Origin of the sequence: Burkholderia sp. DN3021 (assembly GCF_049805555.1) — a bacterium.
Taxonomy (GTDB): Bacteria; Pseudomonadota; Gammaproteobacteria; order Burkholderiales; family Burkholderiaceae; genus Burkholderia; species Burkholderia pyrrocinia_C.
The window spans coordinates 1-25,453 of record NZ_JBNCAB010000041.1; the positions used below are offsets into that span (position 1 = coordinate 1).

Consider the following 25,453-nt stretch of genomic DNA (forward strand, 5'->3'; position numbering starts at 1 on the left):
GGTCACGGCCGCCGCCGCGAGCAGCGCGGCCGGCGGGAGTTTCGCGCGCAGCAGGCGCCGCGCGGCGGCGGCGAAGCCGGTTTCGGCCGGCCGCATCGTCCGGATCGGTTGCATCGCGTGTCTCATTGCGTGAGGTCGATCTCGTAGGTGGCGAGGTTCTTGCCCGAACCGTCGTCGGCCGCGACCTGCGTGATGCCGGCCAGGCCGGCGGCGGCAGCATCGCCGAGGCGGTTCGGCGCGGACGCGAACTGCACGTGCGCGACCGAGCTCGCGAGCTTCGTGAAGCGCCAGCTGCGCTGCGCGCCGTCGGCCGTGCGCGTGATCGCGCCGCGCTTCTTGATGAACGAGATCAGCACGTCGCGGTTCGCATCGGGCGACGCGAAGATCGTCTTGCTGCCGTCGAGGCCCGGGAAGTTGCCGCCGCCGCTCGCGCGGTAGTTGTTGGTCGCGACGATGAATTGCGCGTTCGGGTCGATCGGCGCGCCCTTGTACGTCAGGTTCCTGATCCGGCTACCGAGCGGCTGGGTGACGTCGATCTCGTATGACAGATCGGCGGACGTGAACATGTCGAAGTTGTAGCCGGGGAAGCTGCTGACGAGCTTCTGCACGGTCGCTTGCGTCGGGTCGATCCGGTTGAAGCGCTTCGCGGCGGTCTCGAGCCAGTTCTTCACGTCGGCGCCGCTCACCTTCACCGCGTACACGGTGTTCGGATACAGGTACAGGTCGGCCGCGTTGTTGATCGCGAGCGCGCCCGGCGCGACGTCGGTATAGTCGCTGCCGCCGCCGAAGCCGCTCTTGAACGGCGCGCTGACCGACAGCACCGGCAGCGACGCGTACTGCGGCAGGTTCGCCTGCACGTAGGTCTTCACGTAGTCGGCCTGCGCCTCGTTGACGATCTGGATCGCGCCCGGATCGCCGACATCCGCGAAGTACGAGTTCATCCGGTAGTCGGTCGAGCCGATCGGCGTCTTCACGTAGTCGATCGTCGCCTGGTGCTCGGCCGCGATCGCCGCGGATACCGACGGGTCGGCCGCGACGTAGGTCTTGTCGGCGTTCTGGATCGGCCGCGCCTCGACGGTCGTCTGCGACTTGTCGACGCTCCACGTCTTGCCGTCGAACTTCAGGCCGAGCTTGATCACGCCGAGGTGCTTGCCCCAGTAGTTGGCCATCACGGTCGGCACGCCGTTGACGGTGCCCTTGACCTTGTCGACGCCCGGCAGGTTGAACTGCGACACGGTGCTGTTCGCGTCCGGGAACACCTGGTGCGAGTGGCCGATCAGCATCGCGTCGATGCCGGAGACGGTCGACAGCCACCAGCTGCCGTTTTCCATCGTCGGCGAATACGCGGAATTGTCGAGGCCGCCGTGCGAGATCGCGACGACGAGATCGGCGCCCTTTGCGCGCATCTCGGGAATGTACTTCTCGGCGGCTTCCTTCAGGCCGGTCGTGTAGACCTTGCCGTCGAGCCAGCGTTTGTCCCAGCTCATGATCGCGGGCGGCGTGAAGCCGATGATGCCGACCTTCACGGGCGCGCTGACCGTCTTGCCGTCCGGCGTCGTCGCCGTCACCGTGCGGGTCAGGATCGTGTACGGCGTGAACAGCGGTGCGTTGGTCTTCGCGCTGATCACGTTCGCGAGCACCTGCGGGAAGTTCGGGCCCGCGCACTTCTTCTGCTGGGCCGGAGCCGGCAGCCCGTCGACCTCGAACGTGTTGCCGGTCACCTGCGACAGGTACGGCAGCCCGTAGTTGAACTCGTGGTTGCCGATCCCGCCGCCGTCGAATTTAGCGGCGTTCATCACCTTGTAGATCGCCAGCGTCTGGTCGCAGCCGATCGGCTTCACGAGCGCCTGGTAGTCCGACAGCGCGGTGCCCTGGATCGTGTCGCCGTTGTCGAGCAGCAGCGTGTTCGGGTACTGCGCGCGCGCCTGCGCGATCAGCGTCGACACCCGCTCGAAGCCGAGCGAATTGTCGGCGGCGAGCTTGAAATAGTCATACGACAACACGTTGGTGTGCAGGTCGGTCGTTTCGAGCAGCGCGAGCGTGGCCGTCGTGCCGACGGGCGCCTGGGCCTGCGACGGCGGCGGGGCGGTGACGTCGTCGCCGCCGCAGCCGGCGAGGGCAAAGGCCAGGCTGGCGAGCGCGGCGGCGGCCGGTACGCGGCGGCGGGAAAGCGGGGGGAAACGCATCGGTTGTCCTGTTTAGTGTTCTGTTATGGCGAGGTGCGCAACGAAATGGCGGCGCGGGGCGCCGACGGCCTGAGGTGCGGCGCGTGAGAGTATCGAAAGGAAACGTGACGGAAGAATGAAAGGCGATGATGCCGGCAGCGGGCCGCGCTGTGCGGCGGCCTCCGGGCAGGCCTTGGCCGGGCGCTCTCGGCCGGGCGCCCCCGGCCAGGCGCCCCCACCGACATCCTCACGTCGCTGCGCCGGGCGGTTCGCTACAATGGCCGCTGTCATCCTTTTGCAAACAACCTGCCCTTGGACTTCGAGACTCCTCCCGGCCTGTCGGTCGACGCCGGCAGCCAGGGCCAGACGGTGCGCCTGACCGGCCAGTGGACCGCGATCGCGCTTGCGCGCAATCGCGGCGCGGTCGCGCGCCGCGTCGCGAGCATCGGGTCCGGGCGCGTGAGCGAATGGGATCTGTCCGGCATCGAGCGGCTCGATCACGTCGGCGGCCAGGCGCTGTGGCGCGTGTGGGGCCGCAAGCTGCCGGCCGGCGTCGCGCTGAGCGACACGCAGCGCACGATCTTCGAGCGCATCGAGCGGCTCGACAGCGGGCGCGAGGCGCCCGAGCGCGTCGTGCGCGTCGATCCCGTCACGCGGCTCGGCCAGGCGATCTTCACGTTCGGCGAACACCTGCAGGGCGGCATCGCGATGTTCGGCCTCGTGATCCTCGACGCGCTGTCGGTGCTGCGCCGTCCGCAGACCATGCCGTGGAAGGAAACCTCGGCGAACATCTACAGCGCCGGCGCACAGGCGCTGCCGATCACCGCGCTCGTCGCGTTCCTGATCGGCATCGTGCTCAGCTACCTGTCCGCGCAGCAGCTGCAGATGTTCGGCGCGAACCGCTACATCGTGAACATCCTCGGGCTGTCGGTGATCCGCGAGCTCGGCCCCGTGCTGTCGGCGATCCTGGTCGCGGGCCGCTCGGGCTCGGCGATCACCGCGCAGATCGGCGTGATGCGCGTGACCGAGGAGCTCGACGCGATGCGCGTGATGGGCATCCCGCACGGGCTGCGGCTGGTCCTGCCGCGCGTGCTTGCACTCGGCGTCGCGATGCCGCTGCTCGTGATGTGGACCAACATCATCGCGCTGACGGGCGGCGCGCTCGCCGCGAAGCTCGTGCTCGGGATCGACGTCAACTATTTCGTGCGCTCGCTGCCGGGCGTCGTGCCGATCGCGAACCTGTACATCGGCGTTGGCAAGGGCGTCGTGTTCGGCATGCTGATCGCGCTGGTCGCCTGCCATTTCGGCTTCCGGATCAAGGCGAACTCGCAGAGCCTCGGCGAAGGGACGACCACGTCGGTCGTGTCGTCGATCACGGTCGTGATCCTCGCCGACGCGGTGTTCGCGATCCTGTTCCAGAACGTGGGGCTCGGATGAACGCATCGAACGAATCGGCGGCGGGTGCCGCGCCCGCCCACGCCGCGGCCGTCGGTGTCGCGGCGGTCGGCGCACAGCCGGCCTCTGCGGCGGAGGCCGGCGACCTCGTGATCGAGGTGCGCAACCTGACCAAGCGCTACGGGCGCAACATCATTCACCAGAAGCTCGACTTCGACGTGCGGCGCGGCGAGATCGTGTCGGTCGTCGGCGGCTCGGGCTCCGGCAAGACGACGCTCGTGCGCCAGATCCTCGGCCTCGAGCGACCGACGTCGGGCACGATCAAGGTGTTCGGCGAGGATACGGCGACGATCGACGACGCGAGCGCGCGGATGATGCGCACGCGCTCGGGGATGCTGTTCCAGCAGGGCGCGCTGTTCTCGTCGATGACGGTGTTCGACAACGTCGCGCAGCCGCTGCGAGAGCTCGGCCGCGTGCCGCCGGACCTGCTGCACGACATCGTGATGCTGAAGCTCGAGATGGTCGGGCTGCCGTGCAAGCACGCGTCGAAGATGCCGGCCGCGCTGTCGGGCGGGATGGTGAAGCGGGTCGGCATCGCGCGCGCGATCGCGCTCGAGCCCGAGCTGCTGTTCCTCGACGAGCCGACGGCCGGCCTCGATCCGCAGGCGTCCGACGAGTTCGTCGAGCTGATCGCGACGCTGCACCGCACGCTCGGGCTGACCGTCGTGATGATCACGCACGATCTCGACACGATGGTCGCGCTGTCGACGCGCGTCGCGGTGCTGGCCGACCGCAAGGTGCTGGTCGCCGCGCCGGTCGAGGAGGTCGCGAACGTCGACCATCCGTTCATCCACGAATATTTCCTGGGGCTGCGCGGGCGCCGCGCATTGCAGGCGCTGCCGCCCGAGCGGCGCGCGAAGCTGCCGAAGGCGGCCCTCGAACCGGCGCTGTCGAGCGTCGATCTGTAGGCAAGGCAAGGAGCAAGGAACCCGCGAATGGAAAACAAATCACATGCGTTCTGGGCCGGCCTGTTCACGATCGCGCTGACGCTCGCGATCGCGGGCACCGTGTTCTGGTTCAACGTCGACCGCACCGTGCGCGTGCCGTACGACCTGCTCGCGCGCACCAACGTGACGGGGCTGTTCCCGGACGCGGCCGTGCGCTTTCGCGGTCTCGACGTCGGCAAGGTGCAGTCGATCGGCTTCGACCGCACGCACCCGGGCCAGATCCGGATCCGGATTCTCGTCGACCACGACGCGCCGATCACGCAGTCGACCTACGGCAGCCTCGGCTTCCAGGGCGTGACGGGCATCGCGTTCGTGCAGCTCGAGGATACGGGCCGCGACCTGGCGCCGCTGCCGTCGTCGCCGAAGGCGATTGCGCAGATCCCGATGCGGCCGAGCCTGTTCGACCAGATCCAGGAGCGCGGCGACGTGCTGCTGCGGCAGCTCGAACAGGCCGCGAAAAGCGCGAACGCGCTGATGTCGCCCGAGATGCGCGAGCAGTTGCGCGCGACGGCCGAAAGCCTGCAGCACGCGGCCGATGGCGCGACGACGCTGTCGAAGCAACTCGCCCCGGCCGTCGCCGCGCTACCGGAAACGATGCACCAGGTGAACCGCACGATGGCGTCGGCGAACACGCTGCTGCAGCCGAACGGGCCGCTCGTGTCGAACCTGAACAAGGCCGGCACGGCCGCCGAGCAGGTCGGCGTCGCGCTGAACGATCTCAACGCGCGCGTGCAGTACGACACGCTGCCGCGCTTCAATGCGCTGGCCGGCAGCGTCGGCGACGCGTCGCAGCAATTGAAGGACGTCGCCGGTGAACTCGGCCGCAACCCGCGCAGTCTGTTGTTCGGTTCGCCCGGCGCGGCGCCGGGGCCCGGCGAAGCGGGCTTCGTCTGGCCGGGTGCGACGGCCGGGAAGTGAAGCAGGCCGGAAACCCGTCGATCGCCTGGCCGGAAACGGCCGGGCAGTGACGCCCATCGAAACCGGAAACATCATGCAGGAACACGCCATGCCACGAATCCTTGAACGCGCGCTGCGTCCGGCTGCGACCGCGCTCGCCGTGCTGACGCTTGCGCTTGCGGCCGGCTGCGCCGGCAACAGCGCGGTGCTGTCGAATGTCCGCTACGACCTCGGGCCGGCTTCTCCGGTCGTGACGGCCGGTGCGGGCCCCGCGCTGAAGGTGCTCGACGTCGCCGCGCCCGACGCGCTCGATTCGGACAAGTTCGCGTACCGCCTCGCGTACGCGGATGCGCAGCACGTGGCCGTCTATCGCGACAGCCGCTGGACCGCACCGCCCGCGCAACTGCTCACGCAGCGGCTGCGCGGCGCGCTGTCGTCGCGCGGCACGGTGCTCGAAGGGTCCGACGGCGTGCGCGCGCCGACCCTCAAGGTCGACCTGAACGAATTCGAGCAGGTGTTCGACGGGCAGTCGCAAAGCCACGGCGCCGTCACCGCGCGCGCGACGCTGACGCTCGACGGCAAGGTGCTCGGCCAGCGCACGTTCGTCGCGCGCGCGCCGTCGAGCACGCCCGACGCGGCCGGCGGCGCGCGTGCGCTCGCGACGGCGAGCGACGAGCTCGTGTCGCAGATCGCCGCGTGGGTCGGCATGCAGGCGTACGCGGGCACGCCGTGACGCACGCCGCGCAGCCGCGATGAACGCGACCGGCCCGCATCGCGAATCGCCGCTCGCGCGGCAGGCCTTTGCCGCCTACGCGGCGCTTATCGTCTACGCGTCGCTGTATCCGTTCGAAGGCTGGGTGTCGCTCGGCATCGGGCCGTTCGACTACCTGTTCGCGCCGATGCAGCGCTACGTGACCGCGTTCGACGTGGTCACGAACGTGCTCGGCTATTTGCCGTTCGGCGCGCTCGGCGTGCTTGCGCTGCACCCGCGCTGGCGCGGGGTTGCCGCGACGCTGATCGCGGGCGCGCTCGGCGTGCTGCTGTCGGGCTCGATGGAGGCGCTGCAGACCTACCTGCCGACGCGCATCGCGTCGAATCTCGATCTCGCGGCCAACGCGCTCGGCGCGCTGCTGGGCGCGGCGCTCGTCGCGCCGGCCACCGGTGCGCTGCTCGACCGCGGCGCGCTGCGCCGGCTGCGCTTCGCGTGGTTCGAGGCCGATGGCGCGACGCCGCTGCTGCTGGCCGTGCTGTGGCCGTTCGCGATCCTGTTTCCGTCGCCGTTCCTGTTCGGCATCGGCGACTGGCCGGCCGCGCTGTGGGAGCGCGCCGACGCGTCGATGCAGGACACGCTGCTCGCTTGGCTGCCGGCCGCGTGGCACGTGAGCGAATGGCCCGAGCGCGTCGACGGCTGGCTGTCCGATTCCGCGTGGGAGGCCGCGCTCGGCGGGCTGATGCTGTTCGCCGTGCTGGCGATCGCGTCGCTCGCGATGCGGCCGAGTGCGCCGCGCATCCGGCTGCTGATCGCATTCGTCGCCGCGACGCTCGTGCTGAAGGCGGCCGCGACGTTCATGCAGTCGGCCACCGGCCTCGTCGTCGTGTGGGCGACGCCCGGCGCGCGGCTCGGCATCGAGCTCGGCTTCGCGGCCGCGCTCGTCGCGCTGCACGTGCCGGCGACCTGGCGCGCGACGCTGGCGGCACTTGCGCTGCTGGCCGGCGTGGCGCTCGTCAACCTGCTGCCGGTCAATCCGTTCTTCGACTTCACGCTGTCGGGCTGGCGGCAGGGCCGCTACGTGCACTTCAACAGCATCGCGCGCTGGCTCGCGTGGATCTGGCCGTACGCGGCGCTGATCTGGCTCGGCCAGCGCGTCGAGCGCGCGTGGCTGCCGGCCGCGGTGCGCCGCTGACGGTGCAGGCCGGGCAGCGCAGTCCCGGCCGCATCGCGGGCAGCGGCGCGCGCCGGTCGCTATAATCGTCCGGACCATCATCCGTTGCACTGTGCAACGGCTATCGCCCCTCTTTCCGCCCGGCATCGCGCCGGGCCGCTCGTCACCATCATGGATTCCTACTACCAGCACCACGTCTTCTTCTGCCTGAACCAGCGCGAACCGGGCGCCGAACGGCCGAGCTGCGCGCAATGCGACGCGCAGACCATGCAGGAATACGCGAAAAAGCGCGTGAAGGAACTCGGCCTCGCGGGGCCCGGCAAGGTTCGCATCAACAAGGCCGGCTGCCTCGACCGCTGCGAGGAAGGGCCCGTGATGGTCGTGTACCCGGAAGGCACGTGGTACACGTACGTCGACCAGGCCGACATCGACGAGATCGTCGAATCGCACCTGCGCGACGGCAAGGTCGTCGATCGCCTGAAGATCTGAGCGGGCCGGCCGAATGAACGTTCATACGCAGAAATCGCTGATCGCGGGCCCGGTCGGGCAGATCGAAATCGCGGTCGACCTGCCCGACGCCGTGCGCGAAGGCAGCGCCGCGCCGCGCGGCATCGCGCTCGTCGCGCATCCGCATCCGCTGTTCGGCGGCACGATGGACAACAAGGTCGCGCAGACCCTGGCGCGCACGCTCGTGCAGCTCGACTACGTCGTCTACCGGTCGAACTTCCGCGGCGTCGGCGCGACCGAAGGCGTGCACGACAACGGCACCGGCGAGGCCGACGACCTGCTCGCGGTGCTCGCGCACATGCGCGCGCAGCCCGCGTATGCGGACCTGCCGCTCGTGCTCGCGGGCTTCTCGTTCGGCACCTTCGTGCTGTCGCATGTCGCGAAGCGGCTGCGCGACACGGGCGTGCCGATCGAGCGGATGGTGTTCGTCGGCACGGCCGCAAGCCGCTGGCAGGTGGCCGACGTGCCGGAGAACACGCTCGTGATCCACGGCGAAACCGACGACACGGTGCCGATCGCGTCGGTGTACGACTGGGCGCGGCCGCAGGAGCTGCCGGTCGTCGTGATCCCCGGCGCCGAGCATTTCCTCCATCGCAAGCTGCATGTGCTGAAGCGCATCATCGTCGACGCGTGGCGCTAGCCGGCACGCGGGCGCCGGCGTAACGGCCGGCGGCTCGCGTTGCGCACCGGCACCCGCCGAATGCGCGATCGACCACACGACATCGCGCCGCACCGCGCGCGCAACCGGACTTGCACACCGCCTGCGCGCGCCTTTCGCGCGGCTTCGGGCGATTTCCCGCAGCGTGCCCGCGCTATCCTCCTGAAGCCGGTGTGCGGCCGTCCTGCGATCGTGCGGTGTTCGGCGCAAATCGGCACCGACGTGCTGCGCCTTCGGGCGCCGTGGCGGCGCTGCAAATTCTCGCGATGCCGCCGGATATCGCCGCGGTTTGCGCGTTGCCGCGAGCACGATTGCGCCGGCACGTCGACACCGCGTGGCACGGGACGCGACACCAGGTTCGCGAAAACGCCGTTCGCGGCCACGTATAATGGCCGCATTTCGCGTCGCCCGCGGCCCGGCTGGGCGCATGCGGCGCTCGTTTCGCCGCCTGTCCGCCCGCTCGCGACGGCCGCGAACCGAACGCGTCCGCACGAGTCCAACCGGCGCGTTTCGCGTCGCCCGACGATGTCGGGCGAGTGCCCGAAACGCCCGCCGCCTTGCCGTTCAACCCTGCGCGTTTCGCACCGCACTTTCTGCCATCAGCCTGAATCGATCATGCGTCTGTCTCCCCAAGGCCTCAAGTCCCTCGCTTCCTCCATCGCCTTCGGCACCGCCGCGCGCAACGTCGCGCTCGGCGTGATGCTGCCCGTCGCGCTCGCGTCGACGATCGTCGTCGCCGAGGCGAAGCCGGCCGCCAAGGCCAAGGCCGCGCATGCGGCGCCGGCCGCCGCTGCCGAGCAGTTCACCGGCGCGCCCGCAGTCTACATGCCGGGCGCGGTGCCGCCGCCGGGCGTGAATGCGCGTTCGTGGGTGCTCGTCGACGCGACGAGCAACACGGTGCTCGCATCGGGCAATGCGGACGAGCGCGTCGAGCCCGCGTCGCTGACGAAGCTGATGACGGCCTACCTCGTGTTCGAGGCGCTCGACAAGAAGAAGATCTCGATGGAGCAGATCGTCACGCCGAGCGACGCGGTGCGCCGCGTCGGCCGCGACGAGTCGCGCATGTTCATCGAGGCGAACAAGCCGGTGTCCGTGCACGACCTCGTGTACGGGATGATCATCCAGTCGGGCAACGACGCCGCGATCGCGCTGGCCGAACTCGTCGGCGGCAGCGAAGGGCAGTTCGTCACGCTGATGAACGACGAGGCACAGCGCCTCGGCATGAAGGGCACGCACTTCGCCGACGTGAACGGCATGCCCGACCCGAACCACTACACGACGGCCGGCGACCTCGCGAAGCTGTCCGCGCACCTGATCCGCGATTTTCCGCAGTACTACGGCATCTTCTCGGAGAAGGAATTCAAGTACAACAACATCCGCCAGGGCAACCGCAACCGTCTGCTGTGGCTCGACCCGACGGTCGACGGCCTGAAGACGGGCCATACGCAGGCGGCCGGCTACTGCCTGATCGCGTCGGCCAAGCGCGCGATTCCGGGTGTCGACGGCCAGCGCCGCCTGGTGTCGGTGATGATGGGCGAGCAGAAGGAAGGCGAGCGCACGCAGGACAGCATGAAGATGCTGAACTACGGCTACAGCGCGTTCGATTCGGTGCGCCTGTTCAAGGGCGGCCAGGCGATCTCGACGCCGCGCATCTACAAGGGCAAGGCGAACACCGTGCAGGTCGGCGTGAAGGGCGACCAGTGGGCGACCGTGCCGCGCGGCCTCGGCGACAAGGTCAAGACGGAAGTCGACGTCAACGCGCCGCTGATCGCGCCGCTCGCGGAAGGCCAGCAGGTCGGCACCGTGAAGATCGTCGCCGACGGCAAGACGCTTTCCGAATTCCCGGTCGTCGCGCTGCAGGCCGTGCCGGAAGCCGGTATCTTCGGCCGTATCTGGGACTCGATCCTGCTGATGTTCAGCAAGAAGAAGTAAGCGAGACGGGCCTTTGTTTTTACGACTTCATCCCCATCTGTCATAACCATGAGCCAAGCCGAATTCGAACCGATCGTCTACCTCAGCGTCTCGTCGCAGGAGGAACTGGTGCCGCTGTCCGAAGCCCGTGTCCCGGTGCTCGACCGCGGGTTCATCTTCGGCGACGGCGTGTATGAAGTCGTCCCCGTTTATGCGCACGACGGCGCGCACGTGCCGTTCCGGATCGAGCAGCATCTGGAGCGGCTCGCGCGCAGCCTGAAGAAGATCGGCATCGACAACCCGCACGACGCCGCTGGCTGGCGCGCGCTGATCGAGCGCGTCGTCGCGGTGAATGCCGAAGGCCTCGGCGACGGCAACGCGCTCGTCTACCTGCAGGTGACGCGCGGCGTCGCGAAGCGCGGCCATGCGTTCCCGGCGAACGCGGTGCCGACGGTGTTCGCGATGACGAGCCCGCTGCGCCTGCCGTCGGAAGAAGAGCGCGCGAAGGGCGTGCGTTGCGTGACGGCCGAGGATCGCCGCTGGCTGCATTGCGACATCAAGTCGATCTCGCTGCTCGGCAACGTGCTGATGGCGCAGCATGCGGCGGAACGCGATGCGTTCGAGACGCTGCAACTGCGCGACGGCTACCTGACCGAAGGCTCGTCGTCGAACGTGTGGGTCGTGAAGAATGGCGAGCTGCTCGCGCCGCCGCGCAGCAACAAGATCCTCGAGGGGATCCGCTACGCGCTGGTCGAGGAGCTGGCCGACGAATGCAGGATTCCGTTCGTCGCGCGCGAGATCAGCGAAGCGGAGTTGCGCGCGGCCGACGAGATCATGATCACGTCGGCCACGAAGGAAGTGCTGCCTGTCACGTCGCTCGACGATCTGCCCGTGCAGGGCGGCAAGCCGGGCCCCGTGTTCGCGGCGCTGTACGACGCGTACCAGCGTGCGAAGGCACGCGAGTTTGAACAGTTTGACCTAACCCGGAGAAAATGATGAGCGAACCGACCAAAACCGTCGAGGTCACCGGCGCGATCGAGACCCGGAAGGAGTCGCTGCTGGAGTTCCCGTGCGATTTCCCGATCAAGATCATGGGCAAGGCGCACCCCGAGTTCAAGGACACGATCTTCAAGGTCGTCGCCGTTCACGACAACGAGATCGATGTCGAGAAGATCGAGGAGCGCGCGTCGAGCGGCGGCAATTACACGGGCCTCACGATCACCGTGCGCGCGACGAGCCAGGAACAGCTCGACAATATCTACCGCGCACTGACCGGCCATCCGATGGTCAAGGTCGTACTCTAAGCGCCTTCCATCCTCCTTCCTGCGCGCATTCGGCGGGGGTCTTCCCCGCCGCGCGCCGCGCGTCCAGCTCGTCGCACAGCCGCTTGTATTCGGCGACTTCCTCGAGCAGCCAGGTCCTGAACGCCTGCACGCGCGGCGTGTTCAGCAGCGGCGGCGGACACACGAAAAAATAGTGCCACGGGCTCGGCCCGTCGATGTCGAACAGGCGCACGATGCGCCCGTCCAGCAGGTCGTGCACCGCGAGCGAGCGGCGCACCAGCGCGATGCCCTGGCCGTCGATCGCGGCCAGCAGCAGGTTCGACGAATCCTGGTACAGAATCCCCCGCTTCGGCTCGGTCAGCGTATCGAGCCCGGCCGCGTCGAACCACGGCCGCCACAGCTCGTCGTCCGAGCGCAGCAGGTTGTAGTGCGCGAGATCGGCGGGCGTCTGCGGCAGCTTGCCGCCGTTCAGCGTCGGCGCGCACGCCGGAAAGAACACTTCCTCGAACAGCGGCTCGACGTGCAGCCCCGGGTAGCTGCCGAAGCCGAAGCGGATCGCGAGATCGACGTCGTCGCGCGCGAAATCGGTGAGCGAGTTGGTCGACTGCAGCTCGACGTCGATTTCCGGATGCCGCTCGATGAACGTGCCGATGCGTGGCGTGATGAAGCGCGCGGCGAACGACGACAGCATCGACACCACGAGCCGCCGGTCGCGGTCGCTCGCGCGCACGTCGCGCGTCGCGTCGGCGATCACCATCAGCGCGGTGCGGATCTGCTGCGCGTAGCGCATGCCGGCGTCGGTCAGGCACAGCCGCTTGCCGTTGCGCGTGAAAAGCTGCACGCCGAGCTCTTCCTCGAGCGCGCGCACCTGGTGGCTGACCGCGCCGTGCGTGACGTACAGCTCGTCGGCGGCGCGCGAGAAATTCTCGTGACGGGCGGCGGCTTCGAACGCGCGAATCGCGTTCAATGCAGGCAGCTGGCGGAGGTCCATTTGCTAATTTTCCTCACATCGACGTGAAAATTGGTCGTTTTGTCGGATGCCTTGAAGTGACTACGATTGTAGCCATCGAAGCACTTATTGGCGGAGTCGATCATGCAAGAAATTTCCTCAAGCATCACGTTCGAAATCCCCGTTGGCGAAACCGTGCCGATGAAGGTGCAACGCAGCACGCGGCTGATCGTCCAGTGCGGGCCGGTCTGGGCGACGCGCAGCAACGACGTCGACGACTACTTCCTGGTCGATGGCGAGACGCTGAAGCTGCGCCGCGGCGAGCGGCTGTGGCTCAGCGCGGAAGGCCGGGAGGGCGCGTGCGTCGCGTTCTCGGTGTCGCGGCCGCCCAAGGAAGTCGCGCTCGGCGGGCTGGCACGGCTGCGCGAACGTGTCACCGCGCTGCTCCACGACGGATGGCGCACGGTTTGACCGCCATTTCCTCCGACGGATACTGACCATCCGTCCCTTTCCCCGGCCGGCGAGACCCATGGGTTTTCGGTAAACTACCGCCCATGTCCGTTTCGCCGGTTTCCATCGTGTCCACGCCTGTCGCCGTTTCCGCATCGCCTGCCGAATCGCCGGATCACCCGGTCACCGTGCGCTGGCGGGGCGTCGAGGCCTACGAGACGAGCTTCGACGCGATGCGCGCGTTCACCGACACGCGCACGGCCGACACCGGCGACGAGCTCTGGCTGGTCGAGCATCCGCCCGTCTACACGCTCGGCCAGGCGGGCGACCCGGCCCACCTGCTGGTGGCCGACAGCGGCGTGCCGCTTGTGAAGGTCGACCGCGGCGGGCAAATCACTTATCACGGCCCCGGCCAGATCGTCGTCTACCTGCTGCTGGATTTGCGCCGGCGCAAGCTGATGGTGCGCACGCTCGTGACGAAGATCGAGGAGGCCGTGATCGAAACCCTCGCGGCGTATAATCTCGCTTCGGTCCGCAAGGCGGGCGCGCCGGGGATCTACGTGGCATCCGGCGTGCACGAAGGCGCGAAAATCGCGGCCCTCGGCCTGAAGATCCGCAACGGCTGCAGCTATCACGGGCTGAGCCTGAACGTGAAGATGGATCTGCGCCCGTTTCTTGCGATCAACCCGTGCGGCTATGCCGGACTGGAAACCGTCGACATGGCGAGCCTCGAGGTTGCCGCCGACTGGAACGACGTCGCCCACACGCTGGTGCGCCGTCTGATCGCCAACCTCGACGGCGCATCCGCGGCCGCCGACAAGCCGCAGGCACTGGAACAATCGAATGACTGACGTTACCGCTTCTCCCGCACCGGCCGATTCGGCCGCGACCGCTGCCTACGATCCGACCGCCAAGCAGAAGGCGCAGGCGAAGACGGCGCGCATCCCGATCAAGGTGATTCCGATCGAGAAGCTGAAGAAGCCCGAGTGGATCCGCGTGAAGGCGGCCACCGGCAGTTCGCGCTTCAACGAGATCAAGACGATCCTGCGCGAGCACAACCTGCATACGGTGTGCGAGGAAGCGAGCTGCCCGAACATCGGCGAATGCTTCGGCAAGGGCACTGCGACGTTCATGATCATGGGCGACAAGTGCACGCGCCGCTGCCCGTTCTGCGACGTCGGCCACGGCCGCCCCGATCCGCTCGACACCGACGAGCCGAAGAACCTCGCGCGCACGATCGCCGCGCTGAAGCTCAAGTACGTGGTGATCACGAGCGTCGACCGCGACGACCTGCGCGACGGCGGCGCCGCCCACTTCGTCGAGTGCATCCGTGAAGTGCGCGAGCAGTCGCCGGAAACGCGCATCGAGATCCTGACGCCGGACTTCCGCGGCCGTCTCGACCGCGCGATCTCGATCCTGAACGCCGCGCCGCCCGACGTGATGAACCACAACCTCGAAACGGTGCCGCGCCTGTACAAGGAAGCGCGCCCGGGTTCGGACTACGCGCACTCGCTGAAGCTCCTGAAGGACTTCAAGGCGCTGCATCCGGACGTCGCGACGAAGTCGGGCCTGATGGTCGGCCTCGGCGAGACCGAAGAGGAAATCCTGCAGGTGATGCGCGACCTGCGCGCGCACGACGTCGACATGCTGACGATCGGCCAGTACCTGCAGCCGTCCGAGCACCACCTGCCGGTGCGTGCGTACGTGCATCCGGATACGTTCAAGATGTACGAGGAAGAGGCATACAAGATGGGCTTCACGCACGCGGCCGTCGGCGCGATGGTGCGTTCGAGCTATCACGCCGATCTGCAGGCGCATGGGGCCGGCGTGGTCTGAGCGCCGCGTCAGCGTTACCGCAGCCTTCACGCAGTCGAAAAAGCCCGCAGCGATGCGGGCTTTTTTGCTGGTGCGGCCGCAATCCCTGCATTCGCACGGCAATCGCCACCCGACCGGACGCGCGATCCAGTCGAGCGTGAAAAGCAAAGCTCGAGCGGCATCGATAGCTTCGCAGGATAAGTTCGCTCCCGCCGCGCGCAAAGCTCCTATAGTCGGCTCTCCCGCAGCAATGCCCGCATTCCGAAGGAGAGCCGCATGTCCCGTTTCAGCTTCATCCGCCGCGCCGTCGTCGCGCTGACCGCCTTTGCCGCGCTCGGCGCGGCGCACGCCGAATCGCGCGAAGTCGTGATCGCGTACCAGGACATGGTCGTACCGTGGCGCTACGCGCAGGCGAGCGGTGAAGTCGAAAAGGCGACCGGCTACAAGGTAACGTTCCGCAAGCTCGACAGCGGCGCCGACGTGATCCGCGCGCTCGCGTCGGGCTCCGTGCAGCTCGGCGAAGCCGGGTCGAGCCCAATCGCGGCCGGGCTGTCGCAGGGGCTCGACATTTCGCTGTTCTGGGTGCTCGACAACATCAACGACGCCGAGGCGCTCGTCGCGCGCAATGGTTCGGGCGTCACCAACATCGCGGCGCTGAAGGGCAGGAAGATCGGCGTGCCGTTCGTGTCGACGTCGCATTTCCATACGCTCGTCGCGCTGCAGGCCGCGGGCGTCAATCCGAACGACGTGAAGATCGTCAACCTGCGTCCGCCCGAAGTCGCGGCCGCGTGGGCGCGCGGCGACATCGACGCGACCTATATCTGGGATCCCGTGCTGGCGAAGGTCAAGCAGTCGGGCACCGTGCTGACGACGTCGGGCAAGGTTGCGAAAGAAAGCGGCAAGGCCACCTTCGACGGCTTCGTCGTGAGCCGCAAGTTCGCGCGCGAGAACCCCGAGTTCGTCACGCGCTTCGTGAAGGTGCTCGCCGCCGCCGATGCCGATTACCGTGTGCATGCGGCCGCGTGGAAGGCCGGGTCGCCGCAGGTCGCGGCGGTGGCGAAGGTATCGGGCGCGAACGTGCAGGACGTGCCGGCCAGCCTCGCGCTCTACGCATTCCCGACGGCGGCCGAGCAGGCGTCGCCGACGTGGCTCGGCGGCGGTGCGCAATCGGGCGCCGCGAAGTCGCTCGCGGCCACCGCCGCGTTCCTCAAATCGCAGGGCACGATCCAGACGGTGCTGTCCGACTATTCGGCCGGCGTCGATCCGCAGTTCGTGCAGAAGGCCGCGCGCTGAGCGCGGCTACGCAGCGCATCGCGGAGCATCGCTCATGAGCACGCTGGAAGTTCGTCAGGTATCGGTTGCCTATCCGGGCGAGCGCGGTCGGCCGACGACGCAGGCGCTCGCGCGCGTCGACCTGCGCATCGATGCCGGTGAGTTCGTCGTCGCGCTCGGTGCGTCCGGGTGCGGAAAGACGACGCTGCTGAACTGCATGGCCGGTTTCGTCGCGCCGACGACCGGCGACGTGCGCGTCGACGGCGTGCCGGTCTCGGGCCCCGGTGCTGATCGTGGCGTCGTGTTCCAGAAATATGCGCTGTTGCCGTGGCTCGACGTGCTCGACAACGTCGCGCTCGGGCTGCGTTTCGCGCGCGTGTCGAAGGCCGAGCGCGAAGCGCGGGCGCGCGAGATGCTCGCGCTGGTCGGGCTCGACAAGCATGCGCATGCGCGCGTGTATGAACTGTCGGGCGGGATGCAGCAGCGTGTCGGCATCGCGCGCGCGTTGGCAAGCGATCCGCGCGTGCTGCTGATGGACGAGCCGATGGGGGCACTCGACGCGATGACGCGCGGCACGATGCAGGCGCTCGTGCTCGACGTGTGGGCGCGCACCGGCAAGACGGTGTTCTTCATCACGCACGACGTCGAGGAGGCGCTGTTCCTCGCGACGCGTCTCGTCGTGATGACGCCGGGCCCGGGCCGGATCGCCGAAACCTTCGAGTTGCCGTTCGCGCGACGCTACGTCGAATCGCGCGATGCGCGCGCGGTGAAGTCGTCGCCCGATTTCATCGGGTGGCGCGAGCGGCTGATCGCGTATCTGCATCGCGACGAAGCCGTCGGGGAAGCCGCGTGACGCGCGAGCTGGCGCGGCAGGGCGCGTCCGTCGGGCGCGGTCGGATCAGCACTTTGCACAGGCAGGACAGCATGAGCACGCAGGATTCGTGGACGGCCGATCGCGCGGCCGCGGGTTTCGAGCAGGACGAACACACGACGCGGCGACCCGCGGCGGCGCGCCCGACGCGCGCGTCGCACCGTTACCGGTTGCCGGGGCAAGGAAAGACCGCAGGGCTGAGCGCGGCGACGGTCGCTGCGCTGGCCGTGCTGTGGTGGGTCGCGACGCATCGCCAGTGGCTGCCGCCGTTGTTCCTGCCCGCGCCGGAAGCCGTATGGACGGCCTTCGTCGACGCGTGGCACGGCCGCATCCAGGGCGGCCTGCCGCTGTCCGAGCATCTGCTGTGGAGCGCCGCGCGTGTGTTCGGCGCATTCCTGCTCGCGACCGCGATCGGCGTGCCGGCCGGCATCCTGATGGGCGTGAGCCGCGTCGCGCGCGGCGTGCTCGATCCGCTGCTGGAGTTCTACCGGCCGCTGCCGCCGCTCGCGTACCTGCCGCTCGTCGTGATCTGGTTCGGTATCGACGAAACGGCGAAGCTCGTCGTGATCTTTCTCGCATGTTTCGCGCCAATCGCGATGGCCGCGCGCGCCGGCGTGCGCGCGGCGACGATCGAGCAGATCAACGCCGCGTATTCGCTCGGCGGCAGCTTCGCGCAGATCGTGCGGCACGTGGTGCTGCCGGCCGCGCTGCCGGAGATCCTCACCGGGCTGCGGATCGCGATCGGGTTCGGCTGGACGACGCTCGTCGCGGCCGAGATGGTCGCCGCGACGGCCGGGCTCGGGCAGATGGTGCTCAACGCATCGAGCTTCTTGCGCACCGACATCGTCGTGATGGGCATCCTGATCATCGGCGCGATCGCGTGGCTGTTCGATCTCGCGATGCGGTGGGTCGAGCGGCGGGTGGTGCCGTGGAAGGGGAGAGGATAGGGGCGGCACGGCGCGCGGGTAGTGTACGCACGGTGTATGGCGCGGGGCGTGACGGCGATGAGCGGACAGGGTCGCGAACAGAACGGGTCAGGTTTCGTGTCGATCGAAACCCGGCCCGTTCTGAATGATGCTGTCGGCAATGCCGCGACGGCTTACCAGCGATAGCCGGCGCCGACTGCCACGGTGCCTCGTGTATTGGTCGACCCGGACGCCTTGACGACCCAGCGACCGTTGCGGGTAGCAGTCGACAGACCGAACGCGACGGCCGACTGACCGCTGTACGTGCCGCCGGCAACCGATACCATGCTTTCGCCCGCCAGCGACGCCTGCGGCAGGTTCGCGATCGCGACGGCGGACGCGATGCCGCCGCTCGCGTCGCGCCGGTAGTGATCGATGTCGGATCGAACGCTGCCGATCTTGTCGTTCAACTGCTGCACGTTCACGGCATCGGTCGGCGCGGTGCCGGCCTTGACGTTGGTGATCTGTCGTTCCTGCCCAGGCGCGCCGACGGACACCGTGTCGTCGCGATCGGCGACGGAATTCGCGCCGAGCGCGACCGAATTATTGCCCGATGCCTTCGCATTGTTCCCCATCGCGACACTGCCATTGCCTGAGGCGGTCGAGTTCTGGCCGAGCGCCATCGAATCCGATCCGGTCGCTCCGGAGCCGTCGCCGAGCTGTGCCAACTGGTTGCCATGCTCGCCCGTCGGCGGTTTGACGCCGGTGCCGTTCTGTTCGACATTCGTCAGACGAGAATTCAGTGAATCGACGCTGTTCTGGAATTTCTGCTCCATCGCAAAGAGTTGCCCACCGTTGACGGCCTGCATGCTGCCGGCCGCGATTGCGCCTCCCCTGACGTTGTTGAGCAAGGTGCCGCCGACACCGCCGAGCGTCGCGCTACCGAGCGTCAGGTCGTCGTACACGATCGCGCCGAGCGGCTTGCCGTTCGGGTCGATCAGGCCGGCCGCCTTGAGCTGCGCGACCGTCACGGCGTCGGTGTCGCCGGTGCCGTTCGACAGGCCGGTCAGCGTGCGCGTGCCGTTCGTGCCGGCGACACTGACCGATGCGCCGCCCTTGTCGGCGCCGATCGAGATGGCGAGACTGGCCGGATCCTGCCGCACGAGGCCGGTCGTGCCGTTGTCGAGCCGATTGCCGAGATCGCTGACGTCGTAGCGGATCGACTTGACGTCGGCTTCGGTCGTCGAGACGCGCCCGTCGAGGTTCGTCAGCGCACTGCCGACATTGGTGAAGGTCTGGCCGTCGATCTTGTAGCTCGGGCCGCGCACGGACCCGTCCGCGTTGATCGTGGCGTCGCCGCCGAGCGCCTCGACGACAGGCTTGAGTTGCGACAGGTTGGTCGCATCGGTGTCGCGCGTGCCGGCGCGGAGATTGACGAGCTGGCGCTCGTTGCCTGCTTTTCCGATCGACACGGTGTTCGCCCGATCGGCGACGCTGCCCTGTCCCAGCGCGACCGCGTCGTGCGCGGTGACCGTCGTGTCCGCGCCGAGCGCGAGGGCGCGGTTCGCGTTGACGTTCGACGAGACGCCGAACGCGCTCGAGCGATCGCCGTGGACGTTCGCCCGTTCGCCGACGGCAACGGTGGACCGTCCGTCGGCGACGGACTGCGCGCCGATCGCGATCGCCGAGTAGTCGCCGCCGGTCTCGCCGTTCGCCTTCGCGCCGGGCCCGATGGCGATCGAGCCGGCACCCGACGCGGTCGGATTGTTGCCGGTGCCGGAATTGACGATCAGGTTGTCGAGAACGAGATCGGCGGCATGGCTGTAACCGGGCAAGAACGCGGCTGTCGAGAGGGCCAGCACGGACAGGCGGGCGGCCGCCCGGCGTTGCCGTTTTGTCGAACCGTGCGGGCGTGCGTTGCCGGAGGGCATGGCGAGGAGGCGAATCATGAATCGTAGTCCTGAATGATGGATTTCGTGCATTCGGACGGTCAATGCCGATGTGCTTCATCGGCAACGGGACGTTGTACCGTTGCCTGCGAACTGCACGCCGGGATCGAATGACCGAGACGTGAGTCAGCGACTATACGGAGCGGCTGATGTGTCGTCGATCAGACAGTTACGAAATTGAAGTTGGCGGTATGGGACAGGACATCGCGTATCGATCGAGATGTCGTAATTGGACAAGACGCGCAAACAGGAAGCGGCCGACGCGCGTCGGCCGAGTCAAAATGTCGTCGCGGCGGGGTGGGCGAACGGTATCGCGGCGGTGCGTCGCGCCGCCGCGCATGGACCCGCTCAATCCCCCATCGCAACTCCTTCACGCCGCGGATCCGCGCCGCCGAACCACACCGTCTGCCCCTGCACGTTCAGCCGCTGGATCCCCTGCAGCCCCGAGTTCATCTCGACGACCTGCACGTCGTGCCCGCGGCCCTTCAGCCCGTCGGCGAGCGCGTCCGACACGCGGCCGCGCTCGAGCTGCGTCGGCCCGTTCATCGACCCGAAGTTCGGCAGCGCGATCGCCTGCTGCATCGTCATGCCCCAGTCGAGCACGCCGACCAGCGTCTTCGCGACGTGATTGATGATCGCGGGGCCGCCGGCCGAGCCGACGATCATCGTCACCTGCTTCGTCTTCTTGTCGAACACGAGCTCCGGCGACATCGCCGAGCGCGGCCGCTTGCCGGGCTGCACGCGGTTCGCGACCGGCCGGCCGTTGTCGTTCGACACGAACGAGAAATCGGTGAGCTGGTTGTTCAGCATGAAGCCGCGCACCATCAGCCGCGAGCCGAACGCATCCTCGATGCTGGTCGTCATCGACAGCGCCTGGCCGTAGCGGTCGACGATCGCGATGTCGGACGTCGACGGCAATTCGGGGCTGCGATCGTCGGCCATCGCGAGCGTCGCGCCCTGCGGCGCGCCGGCCTGCGCGACGCCCATGCTGCTGTCGCCGATCAGCCGCGCGCGCTGCGCGAGGTAGGACTTGTCGGTGAGGCTCGCCCAGTTGCCGCCCGGCAGCGGCACGAAATCGGGATCGGCGACATAGCGCGCGCGGTCCGCATACGCGAGGCGCCCGGCTTCGCTGAACAGGTGCGCGGCGAACGGCGTCGGCTCGTAGCCGACGTCGTTGCGCACCGGTTTCTGCGCGCCGATCTGCTGCCAGTCGGGCATCGCCTCGAGGATGCCGAGCATCTGCGCGATCGCGAGGCCGCCCGACGACGGCGGCGGCATCCCGCAGACGACCGAGCGCCGGTAGTCGGCGCACAGCGGCGTGCGCACCTTCGCCTTGTAGCGTGCGAGATCCTGTAGCGACAGCAGCCCCGGGTTGGTCGGGTGCTTGCGTACCTTCGTGACGATGTCGCGGGCGATCGCGCCGGTATAGAACGCGTTCGCGCCGCGCTCGGCGACCTGGCGCAGCACGGTCGCGAGCGCCGGGTTCTTCAGCACCGTGCCGGCCGCCTTCGGCGTGCCGTCCGGGTTGTAGAAGTACGCGCGCGCGGCCGGATCGTTCTTCAGGTACTTGTCGTTTGCGATCAGCATCGCGAGCCGCGGGCTGATCGTGAAGCCGTGCTCGGCGAGCCGGATCGCCGGCTGGAACAGCCGGCGCCACGGCAGCTTGCCGTGTGCGCGGTGCGCGGCGTCGAGCATGCGCAGCACGCCCGGCGCGCCGACCGAGCGACCGCCGACGACGCCTTCGTAGAAACCCATCGGCTGCCCGGTTGGCCCGTAGAACAGGCGGTCGGTCGCGGCGGCCGGCGCGGTTTCGCGGCCGTCGTACGCCTGCGCCGCCTTGCCGTCGAAGTACAGCATGAACGCGCCGCCGCCGATCCCCGACGATTGCGGCTCGACGAGCGCGAGCACCATCTGAGTCGCGATCGCGGCGTCGATCGCGGTGCCGCCGGCCTTCAGCATCTCGTAGCCGGCCTGCGTCGCGAGCGGGTTCGCGGCCGCGATCATGCTGTGCTGCGAAGTCCAGCCCGGCTTGTCGACCCAGCCGGACGACAGCTCGGGCGCATGGAAGCCGGGCAGCGGGACGGCGGCGCCCGACGCGGGGGCAACCGGGACGACGGCGCCCGACGGCGCGGACGGGGACGCGCAGCCGGCGTTGAACGCGACGAGCGCGATGGCGGCGAGCAGCGTCCAGGGACGCGAATGCGGACGAATCCGGTCGAACATTGAACCCTCGGCAGCAGTGAATTCGAATGAAGCGATGGTGCGGGCGCAACGGGGCTGCGCGCCCGGCGCGCTATTGTCGCCGCGCGGCCGGCGGATTGTCACCCGACAGGAAACCCTGAAGCATCGCGCCGGGCCCGCCCCGACCGGCCTTTCCGGCCTGTTCGAGGATGAACTCTATGAACGTCGACGTCGCGCGCGTGTGGTGCCGGTTCGGCATGTAGAGCATGTACATGTGCGTGCCGAAGATGCTGAGCCGGTACGCGTCGAGCGACGTGACGACGGCGCCGCGCCGCATGTCGTCCTGCATCACGTAGTCGGGCACGATGCCGACGCCGATCCCCGCGAGGATCGCCTGGCGCAGGAACAGGAAGTTCTCCGAAATCAGCGTCGGCTCGAGCAGCACCTCGTGGCGCTCGTCGCCGAGATACGCGGCGATCCTGAGCTGGCGGCCCATCACCGTCGCGGTGACGACCGGCGCGGCGGCCAGCGCGCCGAGGCTCGCGGGCATCCCGTGCGTGGCCGCGAATGCGGCCGACGCGCACGCGACGTAGCGCACCGCGCCCATGTCGCGCGCGACGAGGTTCTGCGGCGGCTCGGGCATCACGCGCACCGCGATGTCGATCTCGTCACGCATCAGGTCTTCCACGCGGTTCTCGAATACGACGTCGAGCACGATGCCCGGATGCAGCCGCTTGAACGCGAGCAGCCATTCGGACATCACCATCTGCCCATAGCCGCTCGGCACCGACAGCCGCACGCGGCCCTGCAGGTCCTGGCCGAGCGTCGTCACCGATTCCTCCGCGGCGAGCAGCTCGTTGCGGATGCGCCGGCCGTGCTCGTACAGCTTCAGCCCGATCTCGGTCGGCTCGATGCGCCGCGTCGTGCGCCGCACGAGCTGCTGGCCGATCGAGCGCTCGAGCTGGTTCAGCCGGTAGCTGACGTTCGCGCGGCTCATCTTGAGCCGCTGCGCGGCCTTGCTGAGATTGCCGGCGTCGAGGATCTCGACGAGCAGCGTCAGCGCGTTCAGGTCCATGCGTATGCTCCTGATCCGTCCCGTTTAACGGTCGGAAAGCATTCAGTGTCAAGTCAGACTTGACAGCTTGTAAAGGCGTGCGGGAATTGTCAATGAATCTCGATCAATCGAGAATCGGTGCATGTCTGGTGCATAGAGAGACAGGAGACACCATGAATTCACCTACCCCACCCCAAACCGGCACGGTCACGCGCGAGCGGCGCGACAAGGTGCTCATCGTCACGATCGACCACCCGCCCGTCAACGCGCTGTCCGCCGACGTGCGGCGCGGTCTCGCCGACGCGCTCGACGCCGCGCAGGCCGACGACGCGATCCGCGCGGTGCTGATCGTCGGCGCCGGGCGCAACTTCATCGCGGGCGCCGACATTCGCGAATTCGGCAAGCCGCCGGTGCCGCCGTCGCTGCCCGACGTGTGCGAGCGGATCGAGTCCAGCGCGAAGCCGGTCGTGGTCGCGCTGCACGGCGCGACGCTCGGCGGCGGGCTCGAAGTCGCGCTGGCCGCGCATTACCGGCTCGCGGTGCCCGGCGCGAAGCTCGGGCTGCCCGAAGTCACGCTCGGCCTGCTGCCCGGCGCGGGCGGCACGCAGCGCGCGCCGCGCCTGATCGGCGCGAAGGCCGCGCTCGACCTGATGCTGACGGGCCGCCACGCGAGTGCCGACGAAGCGCTCGCGCTCGGCCTCGTCGATCGCGTCGCGCACAGCGACGACACGCTCGCCGAAGGCCTTGCCTATGCGCAGGAACTCGTGTCGCTCGGCGCGCCGGTGCGCCGCACGCGCGATGCGCAGGGGCTCGCCGATCGCGCGGCCGCGCAGGCCGCGATCGACGCGGCGCGCGCGGAACTGCCGAAGAAGTCGCGCGGGCTGTTCTCGCCGGCGAAGATCGTCGAAGCGGTCGAGGCCGCGCTCACGCAGTCGTTCGACGCGGGGATGAAGTTCGAACGCAGCCTGTTCCTGCAGTGCATCGACAGCCCGCAGCGCGCGGGCCTCGTGCACGCGTTCTTCGCGGAGCGCGAAGCCGCGAAGGCACCCGAGGCGCGGCGTGCGAGCGCGCGGCCGGTCGAGCGGATCGGCGTGGTCGGCGGCGGCACGATGGGCGCGGGCATCGCGGTCGCGGCGCTCGACGCCGGGCTGCCGGTGACGATGATCGAACGCGATGAAGCGTCGCTCGCGCGCGGCCGCGCGCACGTCGAGAAGGTGTACGACGGCCTCGTCGCGAAAGGGCGGATGACGCCGGCCGCGCACGCGGCGCGGCTTGCGCGCTTCAAGGGCAGCACGTCGTACGACGCGCTCGCGCAGGCCGACGTCGTGATCGAGGCCGTGTTCGAGGACATGGCCGTGAAGAAGGCCGTGTTCGCCGAGCTCGCGCGCGTCTGCAAGCCGGGCGCGGTGCTCGCGACCAACACGTCGTATCTCGACATCGACGAACTGGCCGCGAGCATCGACCGCCCGGCCGACGTGATCGGCCTGCATTTCTTCTCGCCGGCCAACGTGATGAAGCTGCTCGAGATCGTCGTGCCGGCGCGCGTGAGCGCGGACGTCGTCGCGACCGCGTTCGCGCTCGCCAAACAACTGAAGAAGACGCCGGTGCGCGCGGGCGTATGCGACGGCTTCATCGGCAACCGGATCCTCGCCGTCTATCGCACGGCGGCCGACTACCTGATGGAAGACGGCGCGTCGCCGTACCAGATCGATCGCGCGGTGCGCGAATTCGGCTTCCCGATGGGGCCATTCCAGGTGGTCGATCTCGCGGGCGGCGACATCGGCTGGGCGACCCGCAAGCGCCGCGCGGCGACACGCGATCCGCGCGCGCGCTATGTCGAGATTTCCGACCGGCTGTGCGAGCGCGGCTGGTTCGGGCAAAAGACGTCGCGCGGCTACTACCTGTATCCGGACGGCGCGCGCGTCGGCACGCCGGACCCGGAAGTCGAAGCGATCGTCGCGGCAGAACGCGCGAAGAAGGGCGTCACGCCGCGCACGTTCACCGACGACGAGATCCTGCGCCGCTACCTCGCCGCGATGATCAACGAAGGCGCGAACGTCGTGCACGAGAAGATCGCGCTGCGCCCGCTCGATGTCGACGCGGTGTTCCTGTACGGCTACGGTTTCCCGCGCTATCGCGGCGGCCCGATGCACTACGCGGACACGCTCGGTCTCGCGAACGTGCTCGCTGATATCCGCGCGTTCGCGAAGGAGGATCCGCTGTTCTGGAAGCCGTCGCCGCTGATCGTCGAACTCGTCGCGCGCGGCGCCGATTTCGCGAGCCTGAACCGCATCGACTGAC

The 25,453-nt window shown here is 68.6% G+C and carries 22 protein-coding genes; 17 read left to right on the plus strand and 5 right to left on the minus strand.

Annotation, left to right across the window (positions count from 1 at the left end):
- Window positions 1-122: 122 nt before the first annotated feature.
- On the minus strand, window positions 123-2,186 hold the full coding sequence (locus tag ACPUER_RS20340) for a bifunctional 2',3'-cyclic-nucleotide 2'-phosphodiesterase/3'-nucleotidase (RefSeq protein ID WP_175963811.1): 2,064 nt from the start codon (window positions 2,184-2,186) through the stop codon (window positions 123-125).
- Between the two features lie 291 nt (window positions 2,187-2,477).
- Between ACPUER_RS20340 and ACPUER_RS20345 the strand changes: the two genes are divergently transcribed.
- The 10 genes from ACPUER_RS20345 (at window position 2,478) to ACPUER_RS20390 (ending at window position 11,727) form a co-directional block, all read left to right on the plus strand.
- Complete coding sequence (locus ACPUER_RS20345) at window positions 2,478-3,602, plus strand: MlaE family ABC transporter permease (RefSeq protein ID WP_072437319.1); 1,125 nt, start codon at window positions 2,478-2,480, stop codon at window positions 3,600-3,602.
- The gene (locus ACPUER_RS20350) at window positions 3,599-4,528 is read left to right on the plus strand and encodes an ABC transporter ATP-binding protein (protein ID WP_175963813.1); all 930 of its coding nucleotides are present in this window, start codon (window positions 3,599-3,601) and stop codon (window positions 4,526-4,528) included. Before ACPUER_RS20345 ends, ACPUER_RS20350 begins: the two co-directional genes overlap by 4 nt.
- A 27-nt stretch (window positions 4,529-4,555) precedes the next feature.
- Window positions 4,556-5,485: an MlaD family protein gene (locus tag ACPUER_RS20355; RefSeq protein WP_425131968.1), complete on the plus strand. Its 930-nt coding sequence runs from the start codon at window positions 4,556-4,558 to the stop codon at window positions 5,483-5,485.
- Window positions 5,486-5,558: 73 nt separating this feature from the next.
- The gene (locus ACPUER_RS20360; RefSeq protein ID WP_425131969.1) at window positions 5,559-6,197 is read left to right on the plus strand and encodes an ABC-type transport auxiliary lipoprotein family protein; all 639 of its coding nucleotides are present in this window, start codon (window positions 5,559-5,561) and stop codon (window positions 6,195-6,197) included.
- A gap of 19 nt (window positions 6,198-6,216) precedes the next feature.
- Window positions 6,217-7,368, plus strand: a complete 1,152-nt coding sequence (locus ACPUER_RS20365) for a VanZ family protein (RefSeq protein WP_175963814.1) — start codon at window positions 6,217-6,219, stop codon at window positions 7,366-7,368.
- A 150-nt stretch (window positions 7,369-7,518) separates the two neighbouring features.
- A complete protein-coding gene (locus ACPUER_RS20370; RefSeq protein WP_011694422.1) occupies window positions 7,519-7,836 on the plus strand; it encodes a (2Fe-2S) ferredoxin domain-containing protein in 318 nt (105 codons plus the stop codon).
- Window positions 7,837-7,849: 13 nt separating this feature from the next.
- Entirely contained in the window at window positions 7,850-8,494 is a 645-nt protein-coding gene (locus ACPUER_RS20375; RefSeq protein WP_425131970.1) for an alpha/beta hydrolase, read from the plus strand.
- A gap of 633 nt (window positions 8,495-9,127) precedes the next feature.
- Complete coding sequence (locus tag ACPUER_RS20380; protein ID WP_175963816.1) at window positions 9,128-10,444, plus strand: D-alanyl-D-alanine carboxypeptidase family protein; 1,317 nt, start codon at window positions 9,128-9,130, stop codon at window positions 10,442-10,444.
- A 48-nt stretch (window positions 10,445-10,492) separates the two neighbouring features.
- Entirely contained in the window at window positions 10,493-11,419 is a 927-nt protein-coding gene (locus tag ACPUER_RS20385) for a D-amino acid aminotransferase (protein WP_310135349.1), read from the plus strand.
- Window positions 11,419-11,727: an HP0495 family protein gene (locus tag ACPUER_RS20390; protein ID WP_011546305.1), complete on the plus strand. Its 309-nt coding sequence runs from the start codon at window positions 11,419-11,421 to the stop codon at window positions 11,725-11,727. The genes ACPUER_RS20385 and ACPUER_RS20390 overlap by 1 nt, the downstream gene beginning before the upstream one ends.
- Here the strand turns inward: ACPUER_RS20390 and ACPUER_RS20395 are convergent.
- Entirely contained in the window at window positions 11,711-12,697 is a 987-nt protein-coding gene (locus ACPUER_RS20395; RefSeq protein WP_425131971.1) for a transcriptional regulator GcvA, read from the minus strand. The two genes, ACPUER_RS20390 and ACPUER_RS20395, sit on opposite strands and share 17 nt — an antisense overlap.
- Before the next feature lie 102 nt (window positions 12,698-12,799).
- On the opposite strand from ACPUER_RS20395, the gene ACPUER_RS20400 reads away from it, so the two are divergent.
- From ACPUER_RS20400 to ACPUER_RS20425, 6 genes are all read left to right on the plus strand, one after another.
- Complete coding sequence (locus ACPUER_RS20400; protein WP_425131972.1) at window positions 12,800-13,126, plus strand: DUF2917 domain-containing protein; 327 nt, start codon at window positions 12,800-12,802, stop codon at window positions 13,124-13,126.
- 83 nt (window positions 13,127-13,209) lie between these two features.
- Window positions 13,210-13,956, plus strand: coding sequence for a lipoyl(octanoyl) transferase LipB (gene lipB / locus ACPUER_RS20405; RefSeq protein ID WP_425131973.1), 747 nt, complete (start codon window positions 13,210-13,212; stop codon window positions 13,954-13,956).
- Entirely contained in the window at window positions 13,949-14,941 is a 993-nt protein-coding gene (gene lipA / locus ACPUER_RS20410; protein WP_105389606.1) for a lipoyl synthase, read from the plus strand. Before lipB ends, lipA begins: the two co-directional genes overlap by 8 nt.
- A 255-nt stretch (window positions 14,942-15,196) precedes the next feature.
- On the plus strand, window positions 15,197-16,213 hold the full coding sequence (tauA, locus tag ACPUER_RS20415; protein ID WP_425131974.1) for a taurine ABC transporter substrate-binding protein: 1,017 nt from the start codon (window positions 15,197-15,199) through the stop codon (window positions 16,211-16,213).
- A gap of 34 nt (window positions 16,214-16,247) precedes the next feature.
- Window positions 16,248-17,045, plus strand: coding sequence for a taurine ABC transporter ATP-binding protein (locus ACPUER_RS20420; protein WP_425131975.1), 798 nt, complete (start codon window positions 16,248-16,250; stop codon window positions 17,043-17,045).
- Window positions 17,042-18,010 carry an ABC transporter permease subunit gene (locus ACPUER_RS20425; RefSeq protein WP_425131976.1) on the plus strand — a complete coding sequence of 323 codons (969 nt, stop codon included), beginning with the start codon at window positions 17,042-17,044 and terminating at the stop codon, window positions 18,008-18,010. Before ACPUER_RS20420 ends, ACPUER_RS20425 begins: the two co-directional genes overlap by 4 nt.
- Window positions 18,011-18,162: 152 nt before the next feature.
- Here ACPUER_RS20425 and ACPUER_RS20430 read toward each other — a convergent pair whose 3' ends face one another.
- The 3 genes from ACPUER_RS20430 to ACPUER_RS20440 form a co-directional block, all read right to left on the minus strand.
- Window positions 18,163-19,917 carry a YadA family autotransporter adhesin gene (locus ACPUER_RS20430; RefSeq protein ID WP_425131977.1) on the minus strand — a complete coding sequence of 585 codons (1,755 nt, stop codon included), beginning with the start codon at window positions 19,915-19,917 and terminating at the stop codon, window positions 18,163-18,165.
- A 348-nt stretch (window positions 19,918-20,265) separates the two neighbouring features.
- Window positions 20,266-22,140, minus strand: coding sequence for a gamma-glutamyltransferase (gene ggt / locus ACPUER_RS20435; RefSeq protein WP_425131978.1), 1,875 nt, complete (start codon window positions 22,138-22,140; stop codon window positions 20,266-20,268).
- 70 nt (window positions 22,141-22,210) lie between these two features.
- Window positions 22,211-23,173 carry a LysR family transcriptional regulator gene (locus ACPUER_RS20440; RefSeq protein WP_425131979.1) on the minus strand — a complete coding sequence of 321 codons (963 nt, stop codon included), beginning with the start codon at window positions 23,171-23,173 and terminating at the stop codon, window positions 22,211-22,213.
- A gap of 152 nt (window positions 23,174-23,325) precedes the next feature.
- Here ACPUER_RS20440 and ACPUER_RS20445 point away from each other — a divergent pair, with 152 nt between their 5' ends.
- Complete coding sequence (locus ACPUER_RS20445; protein ID WP_425131980.1) at window positions 23,326-25,452, plus strand: 3-hydroxyacyl-CoA dehydrogenase NAD-binding domain-containing protein; 2,127 nt, start codon at window positions 23,326-23,328, stop codon at window positions 25,450-25,452.
- Window position 25,453 lies beyond the last annotated feature (1 nt).

Bases quoted from the DNA above. Each gene is read 5' to 3' on its own strand.
- ACPUER_RS20340 (WP_175963811.1), bottom strand. From the start codon at position 2,186: ATGCGTTTCCCCCCGCTTTCCCGCCGCCGCGTACCGGCCGCCGCCGCG.
- ACPUER_RS20350 (WP_175963813.1), top strand. From the start codon at position 3,599: ATGAACGCATCGAACGAATCGGCGGCGGGTGCCGCGCCCGCCCACGCC.
- ACPUER_RS20355 (WP_425131968.1), top strand. From the start codon at position 4,556: ATGGAAAACAAATCACATGCGTTCTGGGCCGGCCTGTTCACGATCGCG.
- ACPUER_RS20360 (WP_425131969.1), top strand. From the start codon at position 5,559: ATGCAGGAACACGCCATGCCACGAATCCTTGAACGCGCGCTGCGTCCG.
- ACPUER_RS20365 (WP_175963814.1), top strand. From the start codon at position 6,217: ATGAACGCGACCGGCCCGCATCGCGAATCGCCGCTCGCGCGGCAGGCC.
- ACPUER_RS20370 (WP_011694422.1), top strand. From the start codon at position 7,519: ATGGATTCCTACTACCAGCACCACGTCTTCTTCTGCCTGAACCAGCGC.
- ACPUER_RS20375 (WP_425131970.1), top strand. From the start codon at position 7,850: ATGAACGTTCATACGCAGAAATCGCTGATCGCGGGCCCGGTCGGGCAG.
- ACPUER_RS20380 (WP_175963816.1), top strand. From the start codon at position 9,128: ATGCGTCTGTCTCCCCAAGGCCTCAAGTCCCTCGCTTCCTCCATCGCC.
- ACPUER_RS20385 (WP_310135349.1), top strand. From the start codon at position 10,493: ATGAGCCAAGCCGAATTCGAACCGATCGTCTACCTCAGCGTCTCGTCG.
- ACPUER_RS20390 (WP_011546305.1), top strand. From the start codon at position 11,419: ATGAGCGAACCGACCAAAACCGTCGAGGTCACCGGCGCGATCGAGACC.
- ACPUER_RS20395 (WP_425131971.1), bottom strand. From the start codon at position 12,697: ATGGACCTCCGCCAGCTGCCTGCATTGAACGCGATTCGCGCGTTCGAA.
- ACPUER_RS20400 (WP_425131972.1), top strand. From the start codon at position 12,800: ATGCAAGAAATTTCCTCAAGCATCACGTTCGAAATCCCCGTTGGCGAA.
- lipB (WP_425131973.1), top strand. From the start codon at position 13,210: ATGTCCGTTTCGCCGGTTTCCATCGTGTCCACGCCTGTCGCCGTTTCC.
- lipA (WP_105389606.1), top strand. From the start codon at position 13,949: ATGACTGACGTTACCGCTTCTCCCGCACCGGCCGATTCGGCCGCGACC.
- tauA (WP_425131974.1), top strand. From the start codon at position 15,197: ATGTCCCGTTTCAGCTTCATCCGCCGCGCCGTCGTCGCGCTGACCGCC.
- ACPUER_RS20420 (WP_425131975.1), top strand. From the start codon at position 16,248: ATGAGCACGCTGGAAGTTCGTCAGGTATCGGTTGCCTATCCGGGCGAG.
- ACPUER_RS20430 (WP_425131977.1), bottom strand. From the start codon at position 19,917: ATGATTCGCCTCCTCGCCATGCCCTCCGGCAACGCACGCCCGCACGGT.
- ggt (WP_425131978.1), bottom strand. From the start codon at position 22,140: ATGTTCGACCGGATTCGTCCGCATTCGCGTCCCTGGACGCTGCTCGCC.
- ACPUER_RS20440 (WP_425131979.1), bottom strand. From the start codon at position 23,173: ATGGACCTGAACGCGCTGACGCTGCTCGTCGAGATCCTCGACGCCGGC.
- ACPUER_RS20445 (WP_425131980.1), top strand. From the start codon at position 23,326: ATGAATTCACCTACCCCACCCCAAACCGGCACGGTCACGCGCGAGCGG.